Origin of the sequence: Guyparkeria hydrothermalis (genome assembly GCF_023555375.1) — a bacterium.
Taxonomy (GTDB): Bacteria; Pseudomonadota; Gammaproteobacteria; order Halothiobacillales; family Halothiobacillaceae; genus Guyparkeria; species Guyparkeria hydrothermalis.
Map to the genome: position 1 here is coordinate 473,816 of NZ_JAJSEE010000002.1, position 18,608 is coordinate 492,423.

The window sequence follows — 18,608 nt, forward strand, 5'->3', positions numbered from 1 at the left end:
GCCATGTCGGACCACGGGGTCCGGTCAGGTGGCCAGGGAAGCCGGGGCGGCAACGGGCGAGCGGTCGACAGGCGGGTCACCCGCGGGTTGGCCGCGGCGTTGCTGCTCCTGCCCGGCCTTGTCGCCGCGGCCAGCCCCCAGCTGCAGCTCACCGGCCTGTCGGAGACCCGCCTGGTCACCAACGTCGGCCTGTCGGTGCCGCGCATCGGTTTTTCCTGCCAGGCCAGCACCGCGCATATCCGGCGTTACCTCGATGCCGCCAGTCAGGCGGCCGAGGAGGCCCTGCAGGCCTACGGGCACTTCAACGCCACCATCCGCCCGTCGATCCAGTCGCGTGAGGATTGCCGCGATCCGGCGCTCGACATCGACGCCGGGCCGGTAACCACCGTCGAGTCGGTGAGCATTGAGCTGCCCGAGGCGATCGAGGAGATCGAGTCGGTCAGCGAGTTCGTCGCCGAGCGGCGCCCCTCGACCGGGGACCCCCTCGATCAGGCCGGCTACGACGCCCTGCGCGACGGCATCCTCGGTCGGGTGCAGAAGGCGGGGTACCTCGACGCGCGCTACACGCGCCGCGAACTGGCGGTCGACCCGGCCACGCAATCGGCACGCATCGCGCTCACGCTCGAGGCGGGGCCGCGCTATCGCTTCGGCGAGGTGACGATCGAGCAGTCGATCCTCGAGCCCGAATTGGCCCGGCGCCTGACCGGGGTGCCCGAGGGCGCGCCCTACACCAGCCGCGACCTGCTCGCGATGAACCAGAACCTCACCGGCACGGCGTACTTCGAGTCTGTCGCGGTGCGCCCGAAACTCGACGAGCGCGAGAATCGCGAGGTGCCGGTCGAGATCACCACCTACCGCAACCCGCGCACCTCCTACGAGCTGCGCGCCGGCTACGCCACCGACGTCGGCCCGCGCGTGGGAGCCAAGGTCACGCGCCGTTACGTCAACAAGCGCGGTCACCAGTGGTCGGCGCGCACCGAGCTCTCCGCGATCGAGCAGCGCCTCGACACCAGCTACACCATCCCGCGGGCCACCGACCCGCTGCGCGAGCGGTTCGACATCTACGCGCGGGTCACCCGCGAGGACAACAACGACATCCTCACAACCGCGGCGGCCACCGGCGTGCAGTGGGTGCGCGAGACCGATCCGTGGACGCGCTCGCTGTTCACCGAGTACCTGCTCGATCGCACCCGCTACGGTGACGACCCAGCCGAATCGAACGGCTTTGCCATCGTAGGTGGCCGGTTAGGGTACCAGGGGCTCGACGACCCGCTGTTTCCCACCGAGGGCGTGGTGTTCGATGTCTCCCTGCAGGGGGCGGCCGAGCCGGTCGCCTCGGCGGCGAGCTTCGTCCGCGGTCGGGTCTTTGCCGGCGGCTACCTGCCGGTGGGCGACTGGATCCTCGCTGCCCGGGGCGAGGCCGGCGTGATCGTGACCGACGAGTTCGACAAGATGCCGCGCTCGCTGCGCTTCTTCACCGGCGGCGACCGCTCGGTGCGCGGTTACGAGTACGAGTCGCTCTCGCCCCGCGACGAGGACGGCACGCGCACCGGCGGCAAGTACCTGCTGGCCGGCAGCCTGGAGGCCATGGTCCCGGTGGTCGGCGATGACTGGTACGTCGCCGCCTTCGTCGACACCGGCAACGCCTACACCGACCCCGAGGCCGAGCTCAAGACCGGGGCCGGGGTGGGGGTGCGCTGGCGCTCGCCGGTGGGCATCCTGCGGGTCGATCTTGCCCAGCCGCTCGACGGCACCGATGGCCTGCCGATGCTGCACCTCGGGTTGGGGGCGGCGTTTTGAGCACGGCATCGGCCTTCCTGACATCGCTGGCCTGGCTGCGGCGGCTGGTGCTGATCGCCGGCTGGTCCGCCGTGCTGTTGGTCATCCTCGCGGCCGTTGCCGGCTGGTGGCTGACCGCGACCCCCGGCGGGGTGCAGTGGGCACTGACCCAGGCCGAGCGCCACCTGCCGGCGCTGTCGGTCGGCGCCTCCCGCGGCACCCTCTGGCGCGGGCTGGCGCTCGACGAGATCCAGTGGGCACCGGAGCAGGGCGCCAGCACCACGATCGGCGAGGCCCGTGTGCAGATCGATCCCGCGGCCTTGTGGCGCGGCGGGCTGCGGCTGCCGGAACTTGCCGTGCGCGACGTCCACCTTGAGCTGCCGCCATCCGATCCTGCGGCCCCTGCCGGCGAGCCGTTCGATCCGGCCGACCTGTCCCTGCCCCCGCTGTCGTTGGTGCTCGAGCGGGTGCTCGTCGATCGGCTGGTGGTCGTGCAGGGCGAGCGGCGCTACGAGGTGCCGCGCGGACGACTGGCGGCGTTGCTGGATGCCCGTGCCGAACGTCCGCGCCTGGAAGTGGACCTCGACGAACTGGACCTGCGCCTGCCCGACGGCATCCGGCTGGATGCGCGCGCCGCCGTGGCGCTGGAGCCGGCCGGCGACATGGCCCTGATCGGCCATGCCGATGTCTTGCTCGATCACCCGCAGGGCTGGCTGTCCGGCCAGATCGACGCCAATGGCGATCTGCTGGGGGAACTCGATCTCCATCCCCGATTGGTCTGGATGGGGGCGGACGGCCTGCCGGCCGCGCTCTGTGGTCGCCTGCAACTGGATCAAGACCGGCTGACGATCGAGCAGCTGGTCGCCGACGGGCTGGGTGGGCGACTGGCGTTCTCCGGCTCGGCCGAGTGGTCGCCGACCGCACGGCTCGAGTTGACCGGTCGGGGCGAGTCGCTCAACCCGGCCTGGGCGGCACCGGGGACACCGGGGTCGCTTTCGTTTGATTTTGCCACCGCGCTCGAGATGGTCGATGGCTGGTTGCCGGTCGAGGGATCGGTGTCGGTGGACGACCTGTCAGGCGATCTGGCAGGCGAGTCGATCGAGACCGTCGATATCGAGCTGCGCCTCGACGACACGCAGGCCGAGGCACGGGTGTCGGGCCGGGCCGGGGGTGGTGAGCTGCGCCTGGATGGTCGTCTCGATGCCGACCGTCGTTTGCGCGCCGATTGGCAGATCGACGCCTTGCCGCTGGCCGGCGGGGCGGACGGGACGTACCCGGTTCACCTGGCCAGTGGCGGGCGACTGGAGGCCGAGTTGCCGGACTGGAACCAACCCCTGACCGGCGCCGAGTGGCTGTCGGCCGTTCGCGCACGGCTCGAGGACGGCCGGCTGGAGCTGGTCGAGCGTCGGGATGACCGCCCGCGGCGGGCCGTGACCCTTGAGCTTGGCGCCGAGCTCGACGCCGGTCGTCTCGCGCTCGAGTCGCTGACCCTCAACGCGCCGGGTGCAGTGCTGGATGCCTCCGGGGCAGTGGACCTCGACCCCGATTGGGCGCAATGGCAACTCGATGGCGTGCAGGGCAGGCTTGCCGTGCCCGATCTGGCGGTACTGCCCTGGGATCTCGTCGAGCAGCTGCCCGGGGTGGACCTGTCGCCCCTGCAGCCCGGAACGGCCCGCGGTGCGATCGACGTCGAGGTGGCTGCCTCGGGGCCGATACTCGCCCCGGCGGGCCGGCTCGATGCCCGCATCGACGGGTTGCGACTGGCGGGCTACGCCCTCGATCGGGCAAGAGCCTCGGCGGTGATCGACCCGGCCGACGGGCAGTCCGCATTGGTCGAGCGGCGCATGCAGGTCTCGCTGGATACCGGCGCGCTTGCCCCGGCCGGCGGTGAGACGCTGTTCGATCGAGTGGCGTTCACGGCGGAGGGCAGTCCGTCCGCGCATCGGGCCACGCTGGCGATTGATGGTCCGGTCGAGTTGAGGCTGGGCGCGCGAGGCGGTTGGCAGCAGGCCGGCGATGGAGAGGCCGCAGACGCCATGGGCTGGCAGGGCCAGTTGACCCGGCTGGATCTGGGGTTGTCCGCCGGGCACCCCTGGCGACTGCGTGCGCCGGCCGACCTGTCGGTGAGCCCGGCGGCGCAGCGGCTCGAGTCGCTGTGCCTGCGGCCCGACGTGCCCGGCCTCGACGCCGAGCAGGCCGGCGCGTTGTGCCTGACCGGCGAGCGTGCCGGGCCGCAGCTCAGCGCCCGGCTCGAGGGTGATCTCGCGCTGGCGGCCCTGTTGCAACAGTGGCCCGCGGCGACGGACGCGGTCGACTGGCCGGGACGCGTCTCGGTCGACGCCGAAGGCCGCCTGGACGAGGCCGGGCGCTCGGTGAACGTGGCGTTGCGTCTGCCGGCCAGCGAGATCCGGTTTGCCGGTCGAGACGATCTCGAGGCTGCAGATGCCACACCGGATGGCGATGGGAATGACGCGGTGATCGCCTATGACGACGCCGAGCTGTCGGTCCGTCTCGCCGACGAGCGGGTGGACGCCTCCCTGCAGGCAGGCATCGAGGACTGGCTCGTGCTCGAGGGGCAGGGCGAGGCCCGCCTGGATGACGGCACGCTGGACGGCGAGATGGCGATCGACGAGGCGGACCTGGCGCGCCTGTTCGACCTGGCCGACCGACTGTTCGGGCCGCTCGACGTGCCGGTCAGTGACCTGGCGGGCACGCTGAGCGGGCGCTTGGTCGCCGCCGGGCGGTTGGATGCCCCGCGGTTGTCCGGTCGATTGCGGGCCGAGAAGCTGGCCTTTGCCTCGATCCCGACCGGCACGGAATACCGTGACGGACGTCTCGAGCTCACCGTCGACCCGGACGGTGCACTGTCGCTTGACGGGGAATTGCTGGGCGAGGCCGAGACTCCGCCCCGGCCGGTGTTCTCGGCGCGACGGGTCGACGAGACCGAGTCGCCCCGAAGCCGCGGACGGATCACGCTGGATGGCGGCGGTCGGCTGTCGGCGCTGGATGATTGGCAGCTGGCGGCCACGTTGGCCGGCGAGGCCATCCCGGTGCTGCGTCTGCCGACCCTGGCCGTAGACGCGCGCCCGGATATCTCCCTGGACCTGGCCCCCGATGGCGGTCGTATCGGCGGGGCGATCCATGTGCCGCTGGCGATCGCCAACCTGGGGGAGTTGCCCGAGAACGCCCGCGGCAATTCCGAGGACCTGGTGATCGTGGGCGAGGAGACCGAGGCGCAAGGCGCGGCGTATCCGCTCACCGGCGATATCGAGGTAATCCTCGGTGACGAGGTCAGCCTGCGCGGCCAGGGCTTCGCCACGCGCCTGACCGGCGGGCTGGACATGCGCCTGCGACCGGGCGAATCACCGGGGGCGTTCGGCGAGATCCGCCTCGAGGACGGGCGCTACGAGGCCTATGGGCAAACGCTTTCGGTCGAGCGCGGCCGATTGATATTCACGGGACCGTTGACCGCGCCCGGCCTGGACGTGGTGGCCACCCGCGAGATCGACGACGAGGATGGCACCGTGGTGGGCCTGTCGATCGCCGGCGAGCTGGAATCCCCCGAGACCGAGGTGTTCTCGCGCCCGCCGACCTCGCCCAGCGATGCCCTCTCGCTGCTGCTGACCGGACGACGCCTGTCGGCGGGCAGCGATGCCGATGCCTCGCTGTTGCTCAATGCCATCGCCGGGCTCGGCATTCGCCAGGGCGATGACCTGGCCCAGCAGATCAACAGCGTGTTCGGTTTCGACGAGATCGGGCTGACCTCCGACGACGGGGTTGGTGGCACGCGCTTGAGCGTGGGCAAGCGCATCGGGGAGAATCTGCTGGTCCGCTATGCCGTGGGCGTTTTCGACGGGGTCGGTGAGGTGATCACGCGCTATCGCATCAACAAGTTCCTGCACCTGGAGCTCTCCAGCGGTGCCGAGTCGCAGTCGGGCGACCTGATCTATCAGATCGATCGCGGGCGGCCCGAGCGCTGATGGGTATCGGTCTGCTCATTGGCCTGGGCCTGATGGCCGCGCTCTCCTACCTGCCCGGCTGGTGGGTGGGGCAGGTGATGCGGCGTCACAGCGAGCCGGCGGATCGCTTCGACTTCAGCGGCGCCGATCTGGCCCGCTACCTGCTCGACCGGCACCACCTCGAGTACGTTTTGGTCGAGCAGACCAAATCGGGGGATCACTACGACCCTGCCGACCGGGCCGTGCGCCTGTCGCCGACCCACTTCTCGGGCCGGTCGCTCACGGCGATCACCGTGGCCGCCCACGAGGTCGGGCACGCCTTGCAGGACGCCGAGAAGTACCCGCCGTTCCTGCGTCGCCAGGAGGTGGTCGAGCGCACCCAGTGGGCGCAGCGCATCGCCGGCTGGATCCTGGTCGCCATCCCCGTGGTCTCGGTGATCCAGAAGGGGCCACTCGCCGGTCTGATCATGTTCGCCGCCGGCGTGATGACCATGGCCGTGCCGGTTTTCGCCCATCTGGCGACCCTGCCCACCGAACTGGATGCCAGCTTCAACCGCGCCCTGCCGATGCTCAAGGAGGCGGGGCTGTTGAAACGGGCCGACCGCCGCCCGGCGCGCCGTATCCTGCGCGCGGCGGCCTTCACCTACGTCGCCCAGGCGCTGTCCTCCCTGATCAATGTCTTCAAGTGGCTGCGCGGCATGCGGCGCTGACTCGCGCGGGATGGGAGCTCGGGTACAATGCCGCCCATCACGCCGGTATCCGGCACGAAATCCAGAAGAAAACCAGGAAACGCGTCATGCAGAGCCAATACCTCGAAACCGCGCTGGCTGCCGCCCGCGCCGCCGAAACCGTCGTCCGTCGCTACTGGCAGCAGAACGTCGAGATCGAGATCAAGGAAGATGCCACGCCGGTGACGGTGGCGGACGTGGAGACCGAGAAGGCGATCAAGGCGGTGATCCTGGATGCCTTCCCGGACCACGGCTTCTACGGCGAGGAGACCGGCAAGACGCGCCCCGAGGCGGAGTTCACCTGGCTGGTCGACCCGATCGACGGCACCAAGAGCTTCGTGCGCGAGTACCCGTTCTTCTCCACGCAGATCGCACTGATGCAGGGCGACGAGATCATCCTGGGTGTCTCCAGCGCGCCGGTGTTCGGCGAGTACGCCTACGCCGAGAAGGGCGGCGGGGCGTTCTTCAAGGATCGCGCCGCGCGCGTCAGCCAGATCGACACGCTTGCCGACGCGACGCTGTCGGTGGGCAACCTGTCGACGCTGGCCAAGCAGCCGGTCGGCTGGGCGGGTCTGGCGACGCTGGTCGCCGAGGTCAACCGCACCCGCGGTTACGGCGACTTCTACCACTACCACCTGCTGGCCCGCGGAGCGATCGACCTGATCGTCGAATCCGACGTCAACGTGCTCGACATCGCGGCGCTGTCGGTGATCGTCCAGGAGGCCGGTGGCGTGTTCACCGATCTCGAGGGCAATGGCGTGGGGCTGGATACCACTACCGTCTGCGCGGCGGCGACCCCGGAGTTGCACCAGATCGCCCGAAAGCGGCTGGGGTACTGAACCTCACGTCCTGGTCCCCGGAGTGGGAGTTGGATCGTGGCCCGTCAGGCCGGTGGTTTGTCGGGCCAACGGATTGGTCCGGGTTGAGGCAAGGACGCCTCGGTAACCGGCTGGCGTCTGCTGTGATCAGGCCGGCAGGTCGATCCAGCCGGTGAGGATGGCCGCGGCCAGCAGCCAGACGTAGAAGGAGAAGACCTTGAGCTGCGCGCGGTAGAGGAAGTAGATCACCAGTTTGAGGAAGACGATGCCCACGAGGGCCGCGACGACGAAGCCCACGGCCAGTGCGGCCAGGCTGACGCCGTTGAGTCCGAATTCGCCCCAGACCTCCAGGCTCTGCACCAGGGTAGCGGCCAGGATGGTGGGGATGGCGAGAAAGAAGCTGTATTCGGCGGCCCAGCGGCGCTTGAGGCCGGTGAACAGCGAGAACACGATGGTCATCGCGCTGCGCGACAGCCCCGGGACCAGGGCAAAGCCCTGGGCCACGCCGATCACCGTCGCCACCTTGGCGTTGATGCCCTTGAGCCCGCGCCGCCGTGGCCCGAGTTTGTCCGTCCACCACAAGAGGATGCCGGTCAGGATCAGCGTGAAGGCGATCATGATCGGGGTGGCGAAGACGTGCTCGAAGGTCGCCTTGAGGGCCAAGCCGATCGCCGCGGTCGCCAGTACCGACAGCATCCCGAGCAGGAACAGCCGCACGTACAGCGGCATGCCCTCGTGACGCCCCTCGGCCGATGCCCAGTGCAGGGCACCGTTCGCCGTGTTCTGCGTGAAGCGCCACAGGCTCGGCCAGAAGACCACCACGATCGAGACCAGGGTGCCGACGTGCACCACCAGGTCGAACAGGATCATCTCCGGGCTATCCGGCGGCGGCAGGTCGTGGCCCTTCTCGATCAGCCAGTGCTGGGTGAGCACCAGGTGGGCGGTCGAGCTGACCGGCAGGAACATGAAGACGCCCTGAATGACGCCCAGCAGGGCGGCGATAAGCAGAGTCACGTCGGCATCCTTGGTGGGTTGGGGGAGCGCTGGTTTTACTGCAAGGGGGCGGGGTCGTCAAACGGACGTTGCCAGCGGCTGGGTGGGGTGCGGGTGAGCCGGGCTCAGCGCCGCAACGGGTCGAGGCCGGCCTCGCGCAGCAGGCGCGCGGCGGCGATCAGCGGCATGCCAAGGATCGTGCTCGGATCGTGGCTGTCCATGCGCTCGACCAGGCAGACGCCCAGGCCCTCGGATCGCATGCTGCCAGCACAGTCGACGGGCTGTTCGATCTCGACGTAGCGGGCGATTTCCGCCTCGGAAAGCTCGCGCATGCGGGCCTCGACGGTCTCGTGCCAGTCGAGGTGCCGCCCGTCGGGGCAGGCCAGGCTGACCGCGACGTGGAAGGCGATGGTCTGGCCGGCGATCTCGGCGAGCTGACGGCGAGCGGTTTCGGCATCGCCGGGCTTGCCCAGGATGCCGCCGCGCCAGGCCAGCAGCTGGTCGGAGCCCAGCACCACCGCATCCGGGTGGCGCCCGGCGACCCGGTCGGCCTTGGCGCGGGCCAGTCGGCGACAGGCGTCTGCCGCCGGTTCGTCCGCCGCGATGGTCTCGTCGATGTCGGCGGGATCGACCGAGTAGGGCAGCTGCAGTCGGTCGAGCAGCTGACGGCGGGTGGCCGACCCGGAGGCGAGGACGAGGCTGGGTTTGTGCTGCGGCATAGTGTTTGGCGAAAGCATAAGAAGCCGGTAAACTTAGCGGATTAAGATTCCCGCTTGCAAGGCCGTTGGCGCCGTGGTGCGTCCCGGTCTGCCAGCGCAGGACGTTGCCGATGTCGACTGACGACAGCCAGACCGATGCCAAGCAGCTGAGCGTGCCGCTCGACGTGCGCGCCGCCTGCCGGTCGGGCGACGAGCGGGTTGGCGAGGTGCCGATCGCGGCGCTGCCGCGCTGCCGCGACCTGGCCCCCGAGGCCGGTCGGCTCGCCTACCGGCTGCGTTTCTTCGAGGGGCAGGGGGTGCACCCGCTGGCCGCCGAGCTGTCGATCAAGGCCTCGCTTGCGCTCGAGTGCGCCCGCTGTCGCGAGACGGTGGTGCAGCCGGTCGCCTCGACCTCCCGGTTGAGCTTCGTGTTCAGCGAGGAGCAGGCCGAGCACGTGGAAACGGATGCCGAGCCGGTGATCCTGGGGCGCGAGGGGCGCGTCAAGGTGCTCGACCTGATCGAGGACGAGCTGCTGATGGCCGTGCCCCTGATGCCGGTGCACGACGCGCCCTGCGGGCCGATCTCGTCCGATCGGCCCTACGAGTCGGGGCAGCTGGCCGAGCCGGCCGAGGACGAGGGCGACAATCCGTTCGCCGCGCTGGCCGCCCTGAAGAAGGGTCCCGGCGGGAAAGACTGAATTCGTGTCACGGTGGACTCGCCGTGACGGAAAGGGAAAACGTGAAAGCTAGCAGGCGCGCCCCGGCGCGTCTTGATCATTTTGGAGGTAGAAAACCATGGCCGTACAGCAGAACAAGGTCAGCCGCGCCAAGCGCGACTCCCGCCGCGCCCACGACAGCCTGAAGAACACCCAGCTGTCCATCGATCCGACCAGCGGCGAGACCCATCGCCGTCACCACGTCACTCCGGACGGTTTCTACCGTGGCCGTCGCGTGGTCACCAAGTCCGGCGACAACGCCTGATTTCCTTCGCCGACTGCCCGCGTGCCGCCCGCCAGTCGGGCGGCAGCGCCTGCCCGCGCCGGCTTCGTGCCGGTGACTCGGGTAGCGTCGTCATGCGCGGTCCTTTCGTGGGCAAGGGGTGTCGATGACCAGCCAGATCGCAATTGATGTCATGGGCGGCGATCACGGACCGGAGGTCACGGTTCGTGCCGCCGCCCGTTTCCTGTCGCGCCATCCGTCGGCGGCGTTGCTGCTGGTCGGCGACCAGGCCACCATCGAGCAGCACCTCGCCGAGCAGGGCGGCGTCGACCGCGACCGGGTCGAGATCGTTCACGCCGACCAGGTGGTCGCGATGGACGAATCGCCGGCGATCGCGCTGCGGACCAAGAAGTCCTCCTCGATGCGGCTGGCGATCGACCTGGTCAAGGACGGCCGCGCCCAGGCCGCGGTCAGCGCCGGCAACACCGGCGCGTTGATGGCGACCGCCAAGTTCGTCCTCAAGACCCTGCCGGGCATCGAACGCCCGGCGATCTGCACCGCGCTGCCCAACGAATCCGGCCACACCCACGTGCTCGACCTGGGCGCCAACGTCGACTGCGATGCCGAACACCTGTTCCAGTTCGCGGTGATGGGCTCGGTGCTGGTCGAGGCCTTTGACGACAACCCCTCGCCGCGGGTCGGCCTGCTCAACGTCGGCGCCGAGGCGATCAAGGGCAACGATACCGTCAAGAGCGCTGCCGAGCGGCTCGAGGCGGGGCCGGTCAACTACATCGGCTTCGTCGAGGGCGACGACATCTACAAGGGTGGCGTCGACGTGGTGGTCTGTGACGGGTTCGTCGGCAACGTCGCGCTCAAGAGCAGCGAGGGCGTGGCCAAGATGATCAGCCACTTCCTGCGCCAGGAGTTCAAGCGTGGCGTGTTCTCGCGGCTGGCCGCCCTGATGGCGATGCCGGTACTGGCCCGGCTGAAGAAGCGGGTCGACCCGGGCCGCTACAATGGCGCGAGCCTGCTCGGCCTGCAGGGCATCGTGATCAAGAGCCACGGCGGGGCCAACGTGGATGCCTTCGGCAATGCGCTGGACGTCGCGCTGAGGGAGATCGAGAAGGACGTGCCGCGACGCATCGACCAGCGCCTGGAGACACTGCTGCAGGAGCGTTCCCAGGCATGACGTATTCGCGCATCACCGGTACCGGTAGCTACCTCCCGGAACGGGTCATGACCAACCACGATCTCGAGCAGATCGTGGATACCTCCGACAGCTGGATCCGCGAACGCACCGGCATCGAGCAGCGCCACATCGCCGCCGACGGCCAGCTGACCTCCGACCTGGCCGAGCCGGCCGCCCGCCGGGCGCTGGAGGCCGCCGGCCGGGTGCCGGAAGAGGTCGACCTGATCATCGTGGCGACCACCACGCCCGATCGCACCTTCCCCTCGACCGCCTGCCTGCTGCAGCAGAAGCTCGGCATCCACGGCCCGCCGGCCTTCGACGTGCAGGCGGTCTGCACCGGCTTCGTCTACGCCCTGTCGGTGGCGGACAAGTTCATCAAGACCGGCGCGGCCCGCTGCGCGCTGGTCGTGGGTGCCGAGACGCTCTCGCGCATCGTCAACTGGTCGGACCGCAACACCTGTGTGCTGTTCGCCGACGGCGCCGGCGCGGTGGTCCTGGAGGCCTCGGACGAGCCCGGCATCATCCGCACCGACATCCACGCCGACGGCAGTTACGAGTCGCTGCTGACCACCGCCAAGCCCGACCCCGAGACCACCGATCCCGAGCGGCTGGCCGACGGCACCGCCTTCATCGAGATGCGTGGCAACGAGGTCTTCCGCATGGCGGTCAACACCCTCGGGCGCATCGTCGACCAGACCGTCGAGGCCGCCGGCATGAGCCCGGACGAGATCGACTGGCTGGTGCCGCACCAGGCCAACATCCGCATCATCCAGGCGACGGCCCGCAAGCTGGGCATGTCGATGGACCGGGTGGTGGTGACCGTCGACCGGCACGGCAACACCTCGGCGGCCTCCGTGCCGCTGGCGCTGGACGCCGCGGTGCGCGACGGACGCATCAAGCGCGGCGACGTCATCCTCACCGAGGCCTTCGGTGGCGGGTTTACCTGGGGGTCGGCGCTGCTGCGTTACTGAGCGCCCACCACGTCACAAGTCACGTCCCGGAGACGCGCATGGCCAAGGAAATCGAACGCAAGTTCCTGCTGACCGATGAGGCCTGGCGTAACCAGATCGAGCGCTCCGAGCGCATGGTGCAGGGTTACCTCAACGACCAGGGGCCGGTCTCCGTGCGCGCACGGATTGCCGGCGATCGGGCCTGGCTCAACATCAAGAGCCGCACGCTCGGCATCTCGCGCGACGAGTTCGAGTACGAGATCCCGCTGGCGGACGCCGAACGGATGCTCGATCACCTGACCACCGGGCCGGTGATCGACAAGACCCGGCATTTCGTCACCTACGGCGAGCACCTGTGGGAGATCGACGAGTTTCACGGCGAGAACGACGGTTTGATCGTCGCCGAGGTGGAGCTCGACCACGTCGACCAGCCGTTCGCCCGACCGGCCTGGCTGGGCGAGGAGGTCTCGCACGATGCCAGGTACTACAACGTCTCGCTGGTTAAAAATCCCTACAGTCAGTGGTAAATTGCCGGTTGGTCGGCGTCACCCCGGGTGGCGCGTGGCGGGAGAGTGGGAGCCGGGCGCGGGAAGGCGGCCGGTCTGGTCGTCTGCCGGAAGTCCAGGCACGGTGAGGAATCGACACGGGCTGGTCCGTACCAAGACGAAGGGTTGCCGATGATTCGGGTCATGATTGTTGATGATCACACGATGGTGCGTGCCGCGATCAGTCACCTGATCGGCGGGGTGCGTGACATCGAGGTGGTCGCCGAGGCCGACAGCGGCGAGCGGGCGCTCGACAAGCTGCGCACGGAGGCGATCGACGCGATCCTCTGCGACATCCATATGCCCGGGATGGGCGGCTACGAGTGCCTCAAGCGGGCCCACCAGGCCCATCCCCGCCTCGGCCTGGTCGCCCTGACCGCCGAGGCCGACGTGACCCTGGCGCGCCAGGTGCTCGACTGTGGCGTGCACGCCTACGTCACCAAGGACGCCGACCCGGACGAGCTGATCAGCGCCATCCGCAAGGCGGCCGACGGCAAGCGCTATGTCTCCAGCCGCATCGCCCAGGAAATCGCCCTGCAGAACGGTCGGCCCGAGGAAGATCCCTTCGAGGTGCTCTCCAGCCGCGAGCAGCAGGTGCTGCGCATGATCCTCGAGGGCAAGAACAACACCCTGATCTCCGAGGCACTCTGCGTCAGCCCCAAGACGATCAGCACCTACCGCGCCCGCATCCACGAGAAACTCGGCGTCAGCACCGATATCGACCTGCTGCGACTGGCGGTCAAGGCCGGCCGCACCGTTCTCTCCGCCTGATACCGGTCCCGTTTCGATGACCGACCGGTTCGATGCCAAGGCCTTCCTGGCCTCCGTGACCGAGCGCCCCGGCGTCTATCGCTTCCTGAATGCCGATGGCGAGATCCTCTACGTCGGCAAGGCGCGCAACCTCAAGAATCGTCTTTCCAGCTATTTCCGCGGCACGCCCGCGGCGATCAAGACGCGCCGTCTGGTCGAGCAGGTCGCCGACGTCGAGATCACCACCACCCAGACCGAGGCCGAGGCGCTGCTCCTGGAGAGCAACCTGATCAAGGCCCATCGGCCGCGCTACAACGTCCTGCTGCGTGACGACAAGAGCTATCCCTGGATCTACGTCTCCACCAACGACCGGTTCCCGCGTCTGGCCTACCACCGTGGCTCGCGCAAGCGTCCGGGGCGGTATTTCGGGCCCTATCCCTCGGCCGGTGCGGTGCGCGAGACCCTCAACCTGCTCGAAAAGGTCTTCAAGGTGCGACAGTGCGAGGACAGCGTGTTCAAGAACCGCTCGCGCCCCTGCCTGCAATACCAGATCGAGCGCTGCAAGGCGCCCTGCGTGGACTACGTCGACGAGGCCGAATACCGCCAGGACGTCGAGGACACGATGGCCTTCCTCTCCGGGCGCAGCCAGAAGCTGATCGACGACCTGGTCGCGCGTATGGAGAAAGCAGCCGCCGATCTCGATTTCGAGAAGGCGGCCGCCCTGCGCGACCAGATCGGCATGCTGCGCGCGGTCAGCCAGCAGCAGGGGATCACCGGCATGTCCGGGGATGCCGACGTGATCGCGCTGGTCAGCGAGCAGGGGATCTCGGCGGTGGGCGTGGCCACCATTCGCGACGGCCGACACCTGGGCACGCGGCACTTCTTCCCCGACGTGCCCGCCGACGCCGATCCCGCCGAGGTGATCAGCGGGTTCCTGGGTCTTTACTACAGCGACCGCGACCTGCCCCGGCGGATCCTGTGCGATCACCTGCCCGAGGACGCGGAATGGCTGGCCGGCGTGTTCGCCGAACAGGCCGGGCACCGGGTCGATCTGCTGGTGCCCCGGCGGGGCAAGGCGCGTGCCTGGCTCGAGGACACGCGGGAGAACGCCCGCATCGCGCTCAACGAACGACTGGTCAGTCGTCGCGGGCTGACGCGTCGCTTCGAGGCTTTGGGCGAATGGTTGGCCATGGACCGGATCGAGCGCATCGAGTGCTTCGACATCTCCCACACCCAGGGCGAGCTGACGGTCGCCTCCTGCGTCGTGTTCGGCCCGGATGGGCCACGCAAGGACCAGTACCGTCGCTACCACATCGAGGGGATCGCGCCGGGCGACGACTACGCCGCCATGCGTCAGGCACTGACGCGCCGCTTCGACCGCGCCGTGCGCGAGTCCGGCGTGTTGCCGGACGTGCTCCTGATCGACGGCGGCAAGGGGCAGCTCGCCCAGGCGGTCGACGTGCTGGCCGAACGCGAGCTTGCCGGGCGCGTGCGAGTGATCGGGGTCGCCAAGGGCCCGGAGCGACGCCCCGGCGAGGAAACCCTGGTCCAGCCGCTGCTCGGCTCGCCGGGGCTCTACACCGAGGATCACCTGAGTCCGCACGATCCGGCCCTGCACCTGATCCAGCAGGTGCGCGACGAGGCGCATCGCTTCGCGATCACCGGTCACCGGGCCCGCCGCCAGAAGGCGCGCACGCAGTCCGACCTCGAGCGCATTCCCGGCGTGGGCGGCAAGCGTCGCCAGGCGTTGTTGAAGCATTTCGGCGGTATCCGCGGGCTCAAGGGCGCCAGTGTCACCGAGCTGGCCAAGGTGCCGGGCATCTCGCCGACGCTGGCCGCCCGCATCCACGAGTGGTTCCACGAGGGTGGGGCCGGCTGAGCCCCTTCACGGCCCCGGCCGGCTGCCGGTGCATTCCTTTGCTAGGCTTGCTGCCGTTATCGTCCAACGATCCTTGACCCATGCCGGAGACGTCCTACATGCCATCTGCCCCCGTTCCACAAGCCAAGCGTCCCGGACGCCACGTGTCTGCCTGGCTGTCGACGAGGCTGTCCACGTGGCGCGCCCTCGTGGTTTCGCTGCTGCTGATCGTTGCCGGGCCCGCGCTCGCTCAGCAGGCGGGTGGCCAAGCCGGGGCCGCGGCCAGCGATGGGACGGCAAGTGCCGACTCCAGTTCCGACTCGAGCGCGGAAGGGCCCTACGCCGGTCTGCTCGAACTGCTCAAGGATCCGGCCAAGCGCGACGAGCTGATCGCGGAGCTCGAACGATTGTCCGCCGGCGAGGGTGAATCCTCGAACGATGGGGCGGCGAGCGACGCCGAACAGGCGGCGGACGCCTCCGGTATTGCCGACGGCATCGCTTCGGGGCTGGTGGGCGTGGTCTCCAGTACCGTGGCCGACATGGCCGGGGCGGGCTCGCGGCTGGTCAAGGGCGGGGTCGACGTCGATTGGGTGGCGGTCGGCCAGATTGCCTGGCGGGTGCTGGCCGCGCTCGTGATCGCCTACCTGGTGCTCGCGATCGGCCGACGGCTGCTGGGCGGCGTGTGGCGCCGCCTGGATGCCTACGCGCGGTCGGCGAACTCCCGGCATCGCCTGTTCCGCACCGGTGTCGCGGTGCTCGCGAGTCTCGCGCTCGGCGTCGTCCTGCTCGCCATCGCCTACGTGGCTGCCCAGGCCAGCGTGTGGTGGCTGGCCGACGGCGACAAGACCACCGGCGCGGTCCTGGGGCTGGCCCTGCAGGCGTTCGTCGTGGTCGAGGCGGCCCGGCTGTTGATCGGCACGGCCTTCGCCCCGGCATCGCCCGGCCTGCGCCTGTTCCGCCTGTCGGAGGATGATTCGCGGTTCTGGTCGGGTTGGCTGTCACGCGTGATCTGGTTCACCGGCTACGCCGGCATCCTGCTCGTGCCGGCCATCGAGCTTGCCGAGCGCGACGATCTCGCCAGCGCGGTCGGCTGGGGCGTGGCCGTCCTGGCGCTCGCCTATACCTGGAGCCGCTTGTGGAAGGCGCGTGGAATGGTGGGCGGCGCGCTGCTGACGCGCGCCGAGCGCAGCCGTCAGCCGGTGGCCTCCTGGGCCTTTCGCCTGCTGGCCGTCAGTTGGCACTGGCTGGCGATGATCTATGCCACCGGCGTGTTCGTCGTGGCGATCACCCGGCCCGGCGAATCGCTGCCGTTCGTCGCCCTGGCGACCTTCAACACCGCGATCATCGTCGGTGCATCCATCTTCATTGCCGCCATGCTGACCCAGTGGATCGGCCGAGGGGTGCGCGTGCCCGAACGATGGCTGCACCGGATGCCGACCCTGCAACTGCGCCTGAACACCTACGTGCCGCTGATCCTGCGCATCGTCCGGGTGGTGATCGGGATCGTCGCGCTGTTCGGCGTGCTCTCGGTCTGGAACCTGGTCGACATGTTCGCCTGGCTGGCCAGCGACAGCGGACGCTGGATGCTCGCCGCCGTGATCGATATCTCGATCGTGCTGATCATCGCGTTGATGGTCTGGCTGGTGGCCACCGGCCTGATCGAGGCGAAGCTCAACAGCGATGCCGGCATGCCCTCGGCGCGCTTGCAGACGTTGCTGTCCCTGTTCCGCAACGCGATTGCCATTGCCCTGATCACCATCACGGCGATGATCATCCTCTCGGAGCTCGGAGTGAACATCGGCCCGCTGCTCGCCGGTGCCGGCGTGCTGGGCCTGGCGATCGGCTTCGGCGCGCAGAAGATGGTTCAGGACGTGATCACCGGGGTGTTCATCCAGATCGAGAACGCCATCAACACCGGCGACGTGATCACCGCCGCCGGCGTGACCGGCACGGCCGAGCGCCTGTCGATTCGCTCGGTGTCGCTGCGTGACCTGTCGGGCACCGTGCACGTCATCCCGTTCTCGTCGGTGGATATCGTCTCGAACTACATGCGCGAGTACGCCTACCACAAGGGCGAGTACGGCATCGCCTACCGCGAGAACATCGACGACGCGATTGCCCAGCTCAAGGCGGCGTTCGACGAACTCGCCGCTGATCCCGACTGGAAGGACCACATCCTCGAGCCGGTCGAGATCCCCGGGGTCACCGCGCTGGCCGACAGCTCGGTCAATATCCGGGTGATGATCAAGACCACGCCGGGCGACCAGTGGGCCGTCGGGCGGGCCTACAACCGCCTGGTCAAGATGTATTTCGACAAGGCCGGCATCGAGATCCCGTTCCCGCACACCACGCTGTACTTCGGCGTGGACAAGGACGGCACCTCGCCCCCGGCCAACGTGCACCTGCTCAAGGACGAGCGCGTGGCGGAGGACTACGAGACCGAATCGGAACGCAACTCCCGTCGCGGCCAGAAGCCCGACGGACCGGGTGGCAAGGTGCCGGCACAGGACGACGTCGAGACGCCGGAAGACTGACCCGCCACTTGGCCTTCGCCATGAAAAACGCCCCGGCGTGGTTGGCCACGCCGGGGCGTTTGTCGTTGGGCCGCTGGTGCAGACCTACCCTAGGGGGGTTACTGCTCGAGCGCCGCACTGATCGAGAAGGCGCCGCGGATGTCACCCTCGGCAAACCCGGTCGCCTGGTCGTCCGGGTAGAGGCGGTCGATCTCGGCCTTGAGCTTCGGGTCGACGTCCTGACCGTGGCAGGTCAGGCAGACGCCCTCGGTGGGAATCGCCTTCATGAAGCGCAGTTGCTGCTCGCCGTCGATCTCCTTGACCTCGTGCCAGGCAATCTCGGCGACTGGCGTCCCGTTGGCCTTGCGTGCCTCGAATTCCTCGAGCACCGCGCGCTCCCAGTCGGTGGGTGGCGTGGCGCGCGGCTTGAGGCTGGTGCGACGCAGGGTGTAACCGCTTTCCTGGCTCATGTCCGCGGCGATTTCCGGGGCGCGCTCGTTGCACACCTGCACGGCGGCCATGGGACCACCTTCCTTCATCGCGGCCTGCAGCTCGCCCTTGAGGGTCGTGCCGAACGCCTGCATGGTGGCCTTGTACTCCTGCAGTTGCGCCTGCACCGCCGGCGAGGGGGCTTCGCCCGCCTGCGCGGGGACGGTGATCAGAGAGAGCCCGGCGATGGTCAGCAGGGCGGGGGCGATTCGATTGGTTTTCGTCACGGGATGCTCCTTGCCGTTAATGAGGATAAGGGTTGGCTATCTAGGCAAACACGCAGCTTATAGTAGACCGTAGGGGTGGGTGCAAGGGGTGGAACCCATCCTGCCTGCCTCAAACAATCTATGGCCTGCTCCCCGATCGCAAGCCCCGTTGGGGTGGTGGATAATCAGGTTGC

The 18,608-nt window shown here is 68.9% G+C and carries 15 protein-coding genes; 12 read left to right on the forward strand and 3 right to left on the reverse strand.

The features are described 5' to 3' along the window. Window positions 1–3 precede the first annotated feature (3 nt). The 4 genes from LV475_RS04855 (at window position 4) to LV475_RS04870 (ending at window position 7,305) form a co-directional block, all read left to right on the forward strand. A complete protein-coding gene (locus tag LV475_RS04855; protein ID WP_250105845.1) occupies window positions 4–1,800 on the forward strand; it encodes an autotransporter assembly complex protein TamA in 1,797 nt (598 codons plus the stop codon). Further along, a complete protein-coding gene (locus LV475_RS04860; RefSeq protein WP_250105846.1) occupies window positions 1,797–5,759 on the forward strand; it encodes a translocation/assembly module TamB domain-containing protein in 3,963 nt (1,320 codons plus the stop codon). Before LV475_RS04855 ends, LV475_RS04860 begins: the two co-directional genes overlap by 4 nt. Beyond that, a complete protein-coding gene (locus tag LV475_RS04865; RefSeq protein WP_169303542.1) occupies window positions 5,759–6,448 on the forward strand; it encodes a zinc metallopeptidase in 690 nt (229 codons plus the stop codon). The genes LV475_RS04860 and LV475_RS04865 overlap by 1 nt, the downstream gene beginning before the upstream one ends. An 86-nt stretch (window positions 6,449–6,534) precedes the next feature. Then, the gene (locus LV475_RS04870; RefSeq protein ID WP_136866412.1) at window positions 6,535–7,305 is read left to right on the forward strand and encodes an inositol monophosphatase family protein; all 771 of its coding nucleotides are present in this window, start codon (window positions 6,535–6,537) and stop codon (window positions 7,303–7,305) included. A 126-nt stretch (window positions 7,306–7,431) separates the two neighbouring features. On the opposite strand, the gene LV475_RS04875 is transcribed toward LV475_RS04870, so the two are convergent. Both LV475_RS04875 and LV475_RS04880 read right to left on the reverse strand, forming a co-directional pair. Next, window positions 7,432–8,298, reverse strand: coding sequence for an undecaprenyl-diphosphate phosphatase (locus LV475_RS04875; RefSeq protein ID WP_136866410.1), 867 nt, complete (start codon window positions 8,296–8,298; stop codon window positions 7,432–7,434). A gap of 104 nt (window positions 8,299–8,402) precedes the next feature. Next, on the reverse strand, window positions 8,403–8,996 hold the full coding sequence (locus tag LV475_RS04880; protein ID WP_250105847.1) for a Maf family protein: 594 nt from the start codon (window positions 8,994–8,996) through the stop codon (window positions 8,403–8,405). Window positions 8,997–9,106: 110 nt separating this feature from the next. On the opposite strand from LV475_RS04880, the gene LV475_RS04885 reads away from it, so the two are divergent. The 8 genes from LV475_RS04885 (at window position 9,107) to LV475_RS11130 (ending at window position 17,740) form a co-directional block, all read left to right on the forward strand. Next, window positions 9,107–9,673 carry a YceD family protein gene (locus LV475_RS04885; RefSeq protein ID WP_136866409.1) on the forward strand — a complete coding sequence of 189 codons (567 nt, stop codon included), beginning with the start codon at window positions 9,107–9,109 and terminating at the stop codon, window positions 9,671–9,673. A gap of 97 nt (window positions 9,674–9,770) precedes the next feature. After that, window positions 9,771–9,956: a 50S ribosomal protein L32 gene (gene rpmF / locus LV475_RS04890; protein ID WP_136866407.1), complete on the forward strand. Its 186-nt coding sequence runs from the start codon at window positions 9,771–9,773 to the stop codon at window positions 9,954–9,956. 118 nt (window positions 9,957–10,074) lie between these two features. Next, the gene (plsX, locus tag LV475_RS04895; RefSeq protein ID WP_136866403.1) at window positions 10,075–11,103 is read left to right on the forward strand and encodes a phosphate acyltransferase PlsX; all 1,029 of its coding nucleotides are present in this window, start codon (window positions 10,075–10,077) and stop codon (window positions 11,101–11,103) included. Further along, window positions 11,100–12,074: a beta-ketoacyl-ACP synthase III gene (locus LV475_RS04900; RefSeq protein ID WP_136866402.1), complete on the forward strand. Its 975-nt coding sequence runs from the start codon at window positions 11,100–11,102 to the stop codon at window positions 12,072–12,074. Before plsX ends, LV475_RS04900 begins: the two co-directional genes overlap by 4 nt. Window positions 12,075–12,112: 38 nt before the next feature. Then, complete coding sequence (locus tag LV475_RS04905) at window positions 12,113–12,580, forward strand: CYTH domain-containing protein (protein ID WP_136866401.1); 468 nt, start codon at window positions 12,113–12,115, stop codon at window positions 12,578–12,580. A gap of 162 nt (window positions 12,581–12,742) precedes the next feature. Further along, entirely contained in the window at window positions 12,743–13,369 is a 627-nt protein-coding gene (locus LV475_RS04910; RefSeq protein ID WP_169303541.1) for a response regulator, read from the forward strand. Between the two features lie 16 nt (window positions 13,370–13,385). After that, window positions 13,386–15,227, forward strand: a complete 1,842-nt coding sequence (gene uvrC, locus LV475_RS04915; protein WP_136866399.1) for an excinuclease ABC subunit UvrC — start codon at window positions 13,386–13,388, stop codon at window positions 15,225–15,227. A gap of 143 nt (window positions 15,228–15,370) precedes the next feature. Further along, on the forward strand, window positions 15,371–17,740 hold the full coding sequence (locus tag LV475_RS11130) for a mechanosensitive ion channel domain-containing protein (protein ID WP_136866398.1): 2,370 nt from the start codon (window positions 15,371–15,373) through the stop codon (window positions 17,738–17,740). A gap of 98 nt (window positions 17,741–17,838) precedes the next feature. Here LV475_RS11130 and LV475_RS04925 read toward each other — a convergent pair whose 3' ends face one another. Next, window positions 17,839–18,435, reverse strand: coding sequence for a Tll0287-like domain-containing protein (locus LV475_RS04925; protein WP_250105848.1), 597 nt, complete (start codon window positions 18,433–18,435; stop codon window positions 17,839–17,841). Window positions 18,436–18,608: the final 173 nt, after the last annotated feature.

What these genes read in the sequence shown, in the direction of transcription:
- LV475_RS04855 (WP_250105845.1), top strand. Translation starts at nt 4, where the DNA reads ATGTCGGACCACGGGGTCCGGTCAGGTGGCCAGGGAAGCCGGGGCGGC.
- LV475_RS04865 (WP_169303542.1), top strand. Translation starts at nt 5,759, where the DNA reads ATGGGTATCGGTCTGCTCATTGGCCTGGGCCTGATGGCCGCGCTCTCC.
- LV475_RS04870 (WP_136866412.1), top strand. Translation starts at nt 6,535, where the DNA reads ATGCAGAGCCAATACCTCGAAACCGCGCTGGCTGCCGCCCGCGCCGCC.
- LV475_RS04880 (WP_250105847.1), bottom strand. Translation starts at nt 8,996, where the DNA reads ATGCCGCAGCACAAACCCAGCCTCGTCCTCGCCTCCGGGTCGGCCACC.
- LV475_RS04885 (WP_136866409.1), top strand. Translation starts at nt 9,107, where the DNA reads ATGTCGACTGACGACAGCCAGACCGATGCCAAGCAGCTGAGCGTGCCG.
- rpmF (WP_136866407.1), top strand. Translation starts at nt 9,771, where the DNA reads ATGGCCGTACAGCAGAACAAGGTCAGCCGCGCCAAGCGCGACTCCCGC.
- LV475_RS04900 (WP_136866402.1), top strand. Translation starts at nt 11,100, where the DNA reads ATGACGTATTCGCGCATCACCGGTACCGGTAGCTACCTCCCGGAACGG.
- LV475_RS04905 (WP_136866401.1), top strand. Translation starts at nt 12,113, where the DNA reads ATGGCCAAGGAAATCGAACGCAAGTTCCTGCTGACCGATGAGGCCTGG.
- LV475_RS04910 (WP_169303541.1), top strand. Translation starts at nt 12,743, where the DNA reads ATGATTGTTGATGATCACACGATGGTGCGTGCCGCGATCAGTCACCTG.
- uvrC (WP_136866399.1), top strand. Translation starts at nt 13,386, where the DNA reads ATGACCGACCGGTTCGATGCCAAGGCCTTCCTGGCCTCCGTGACCGAG.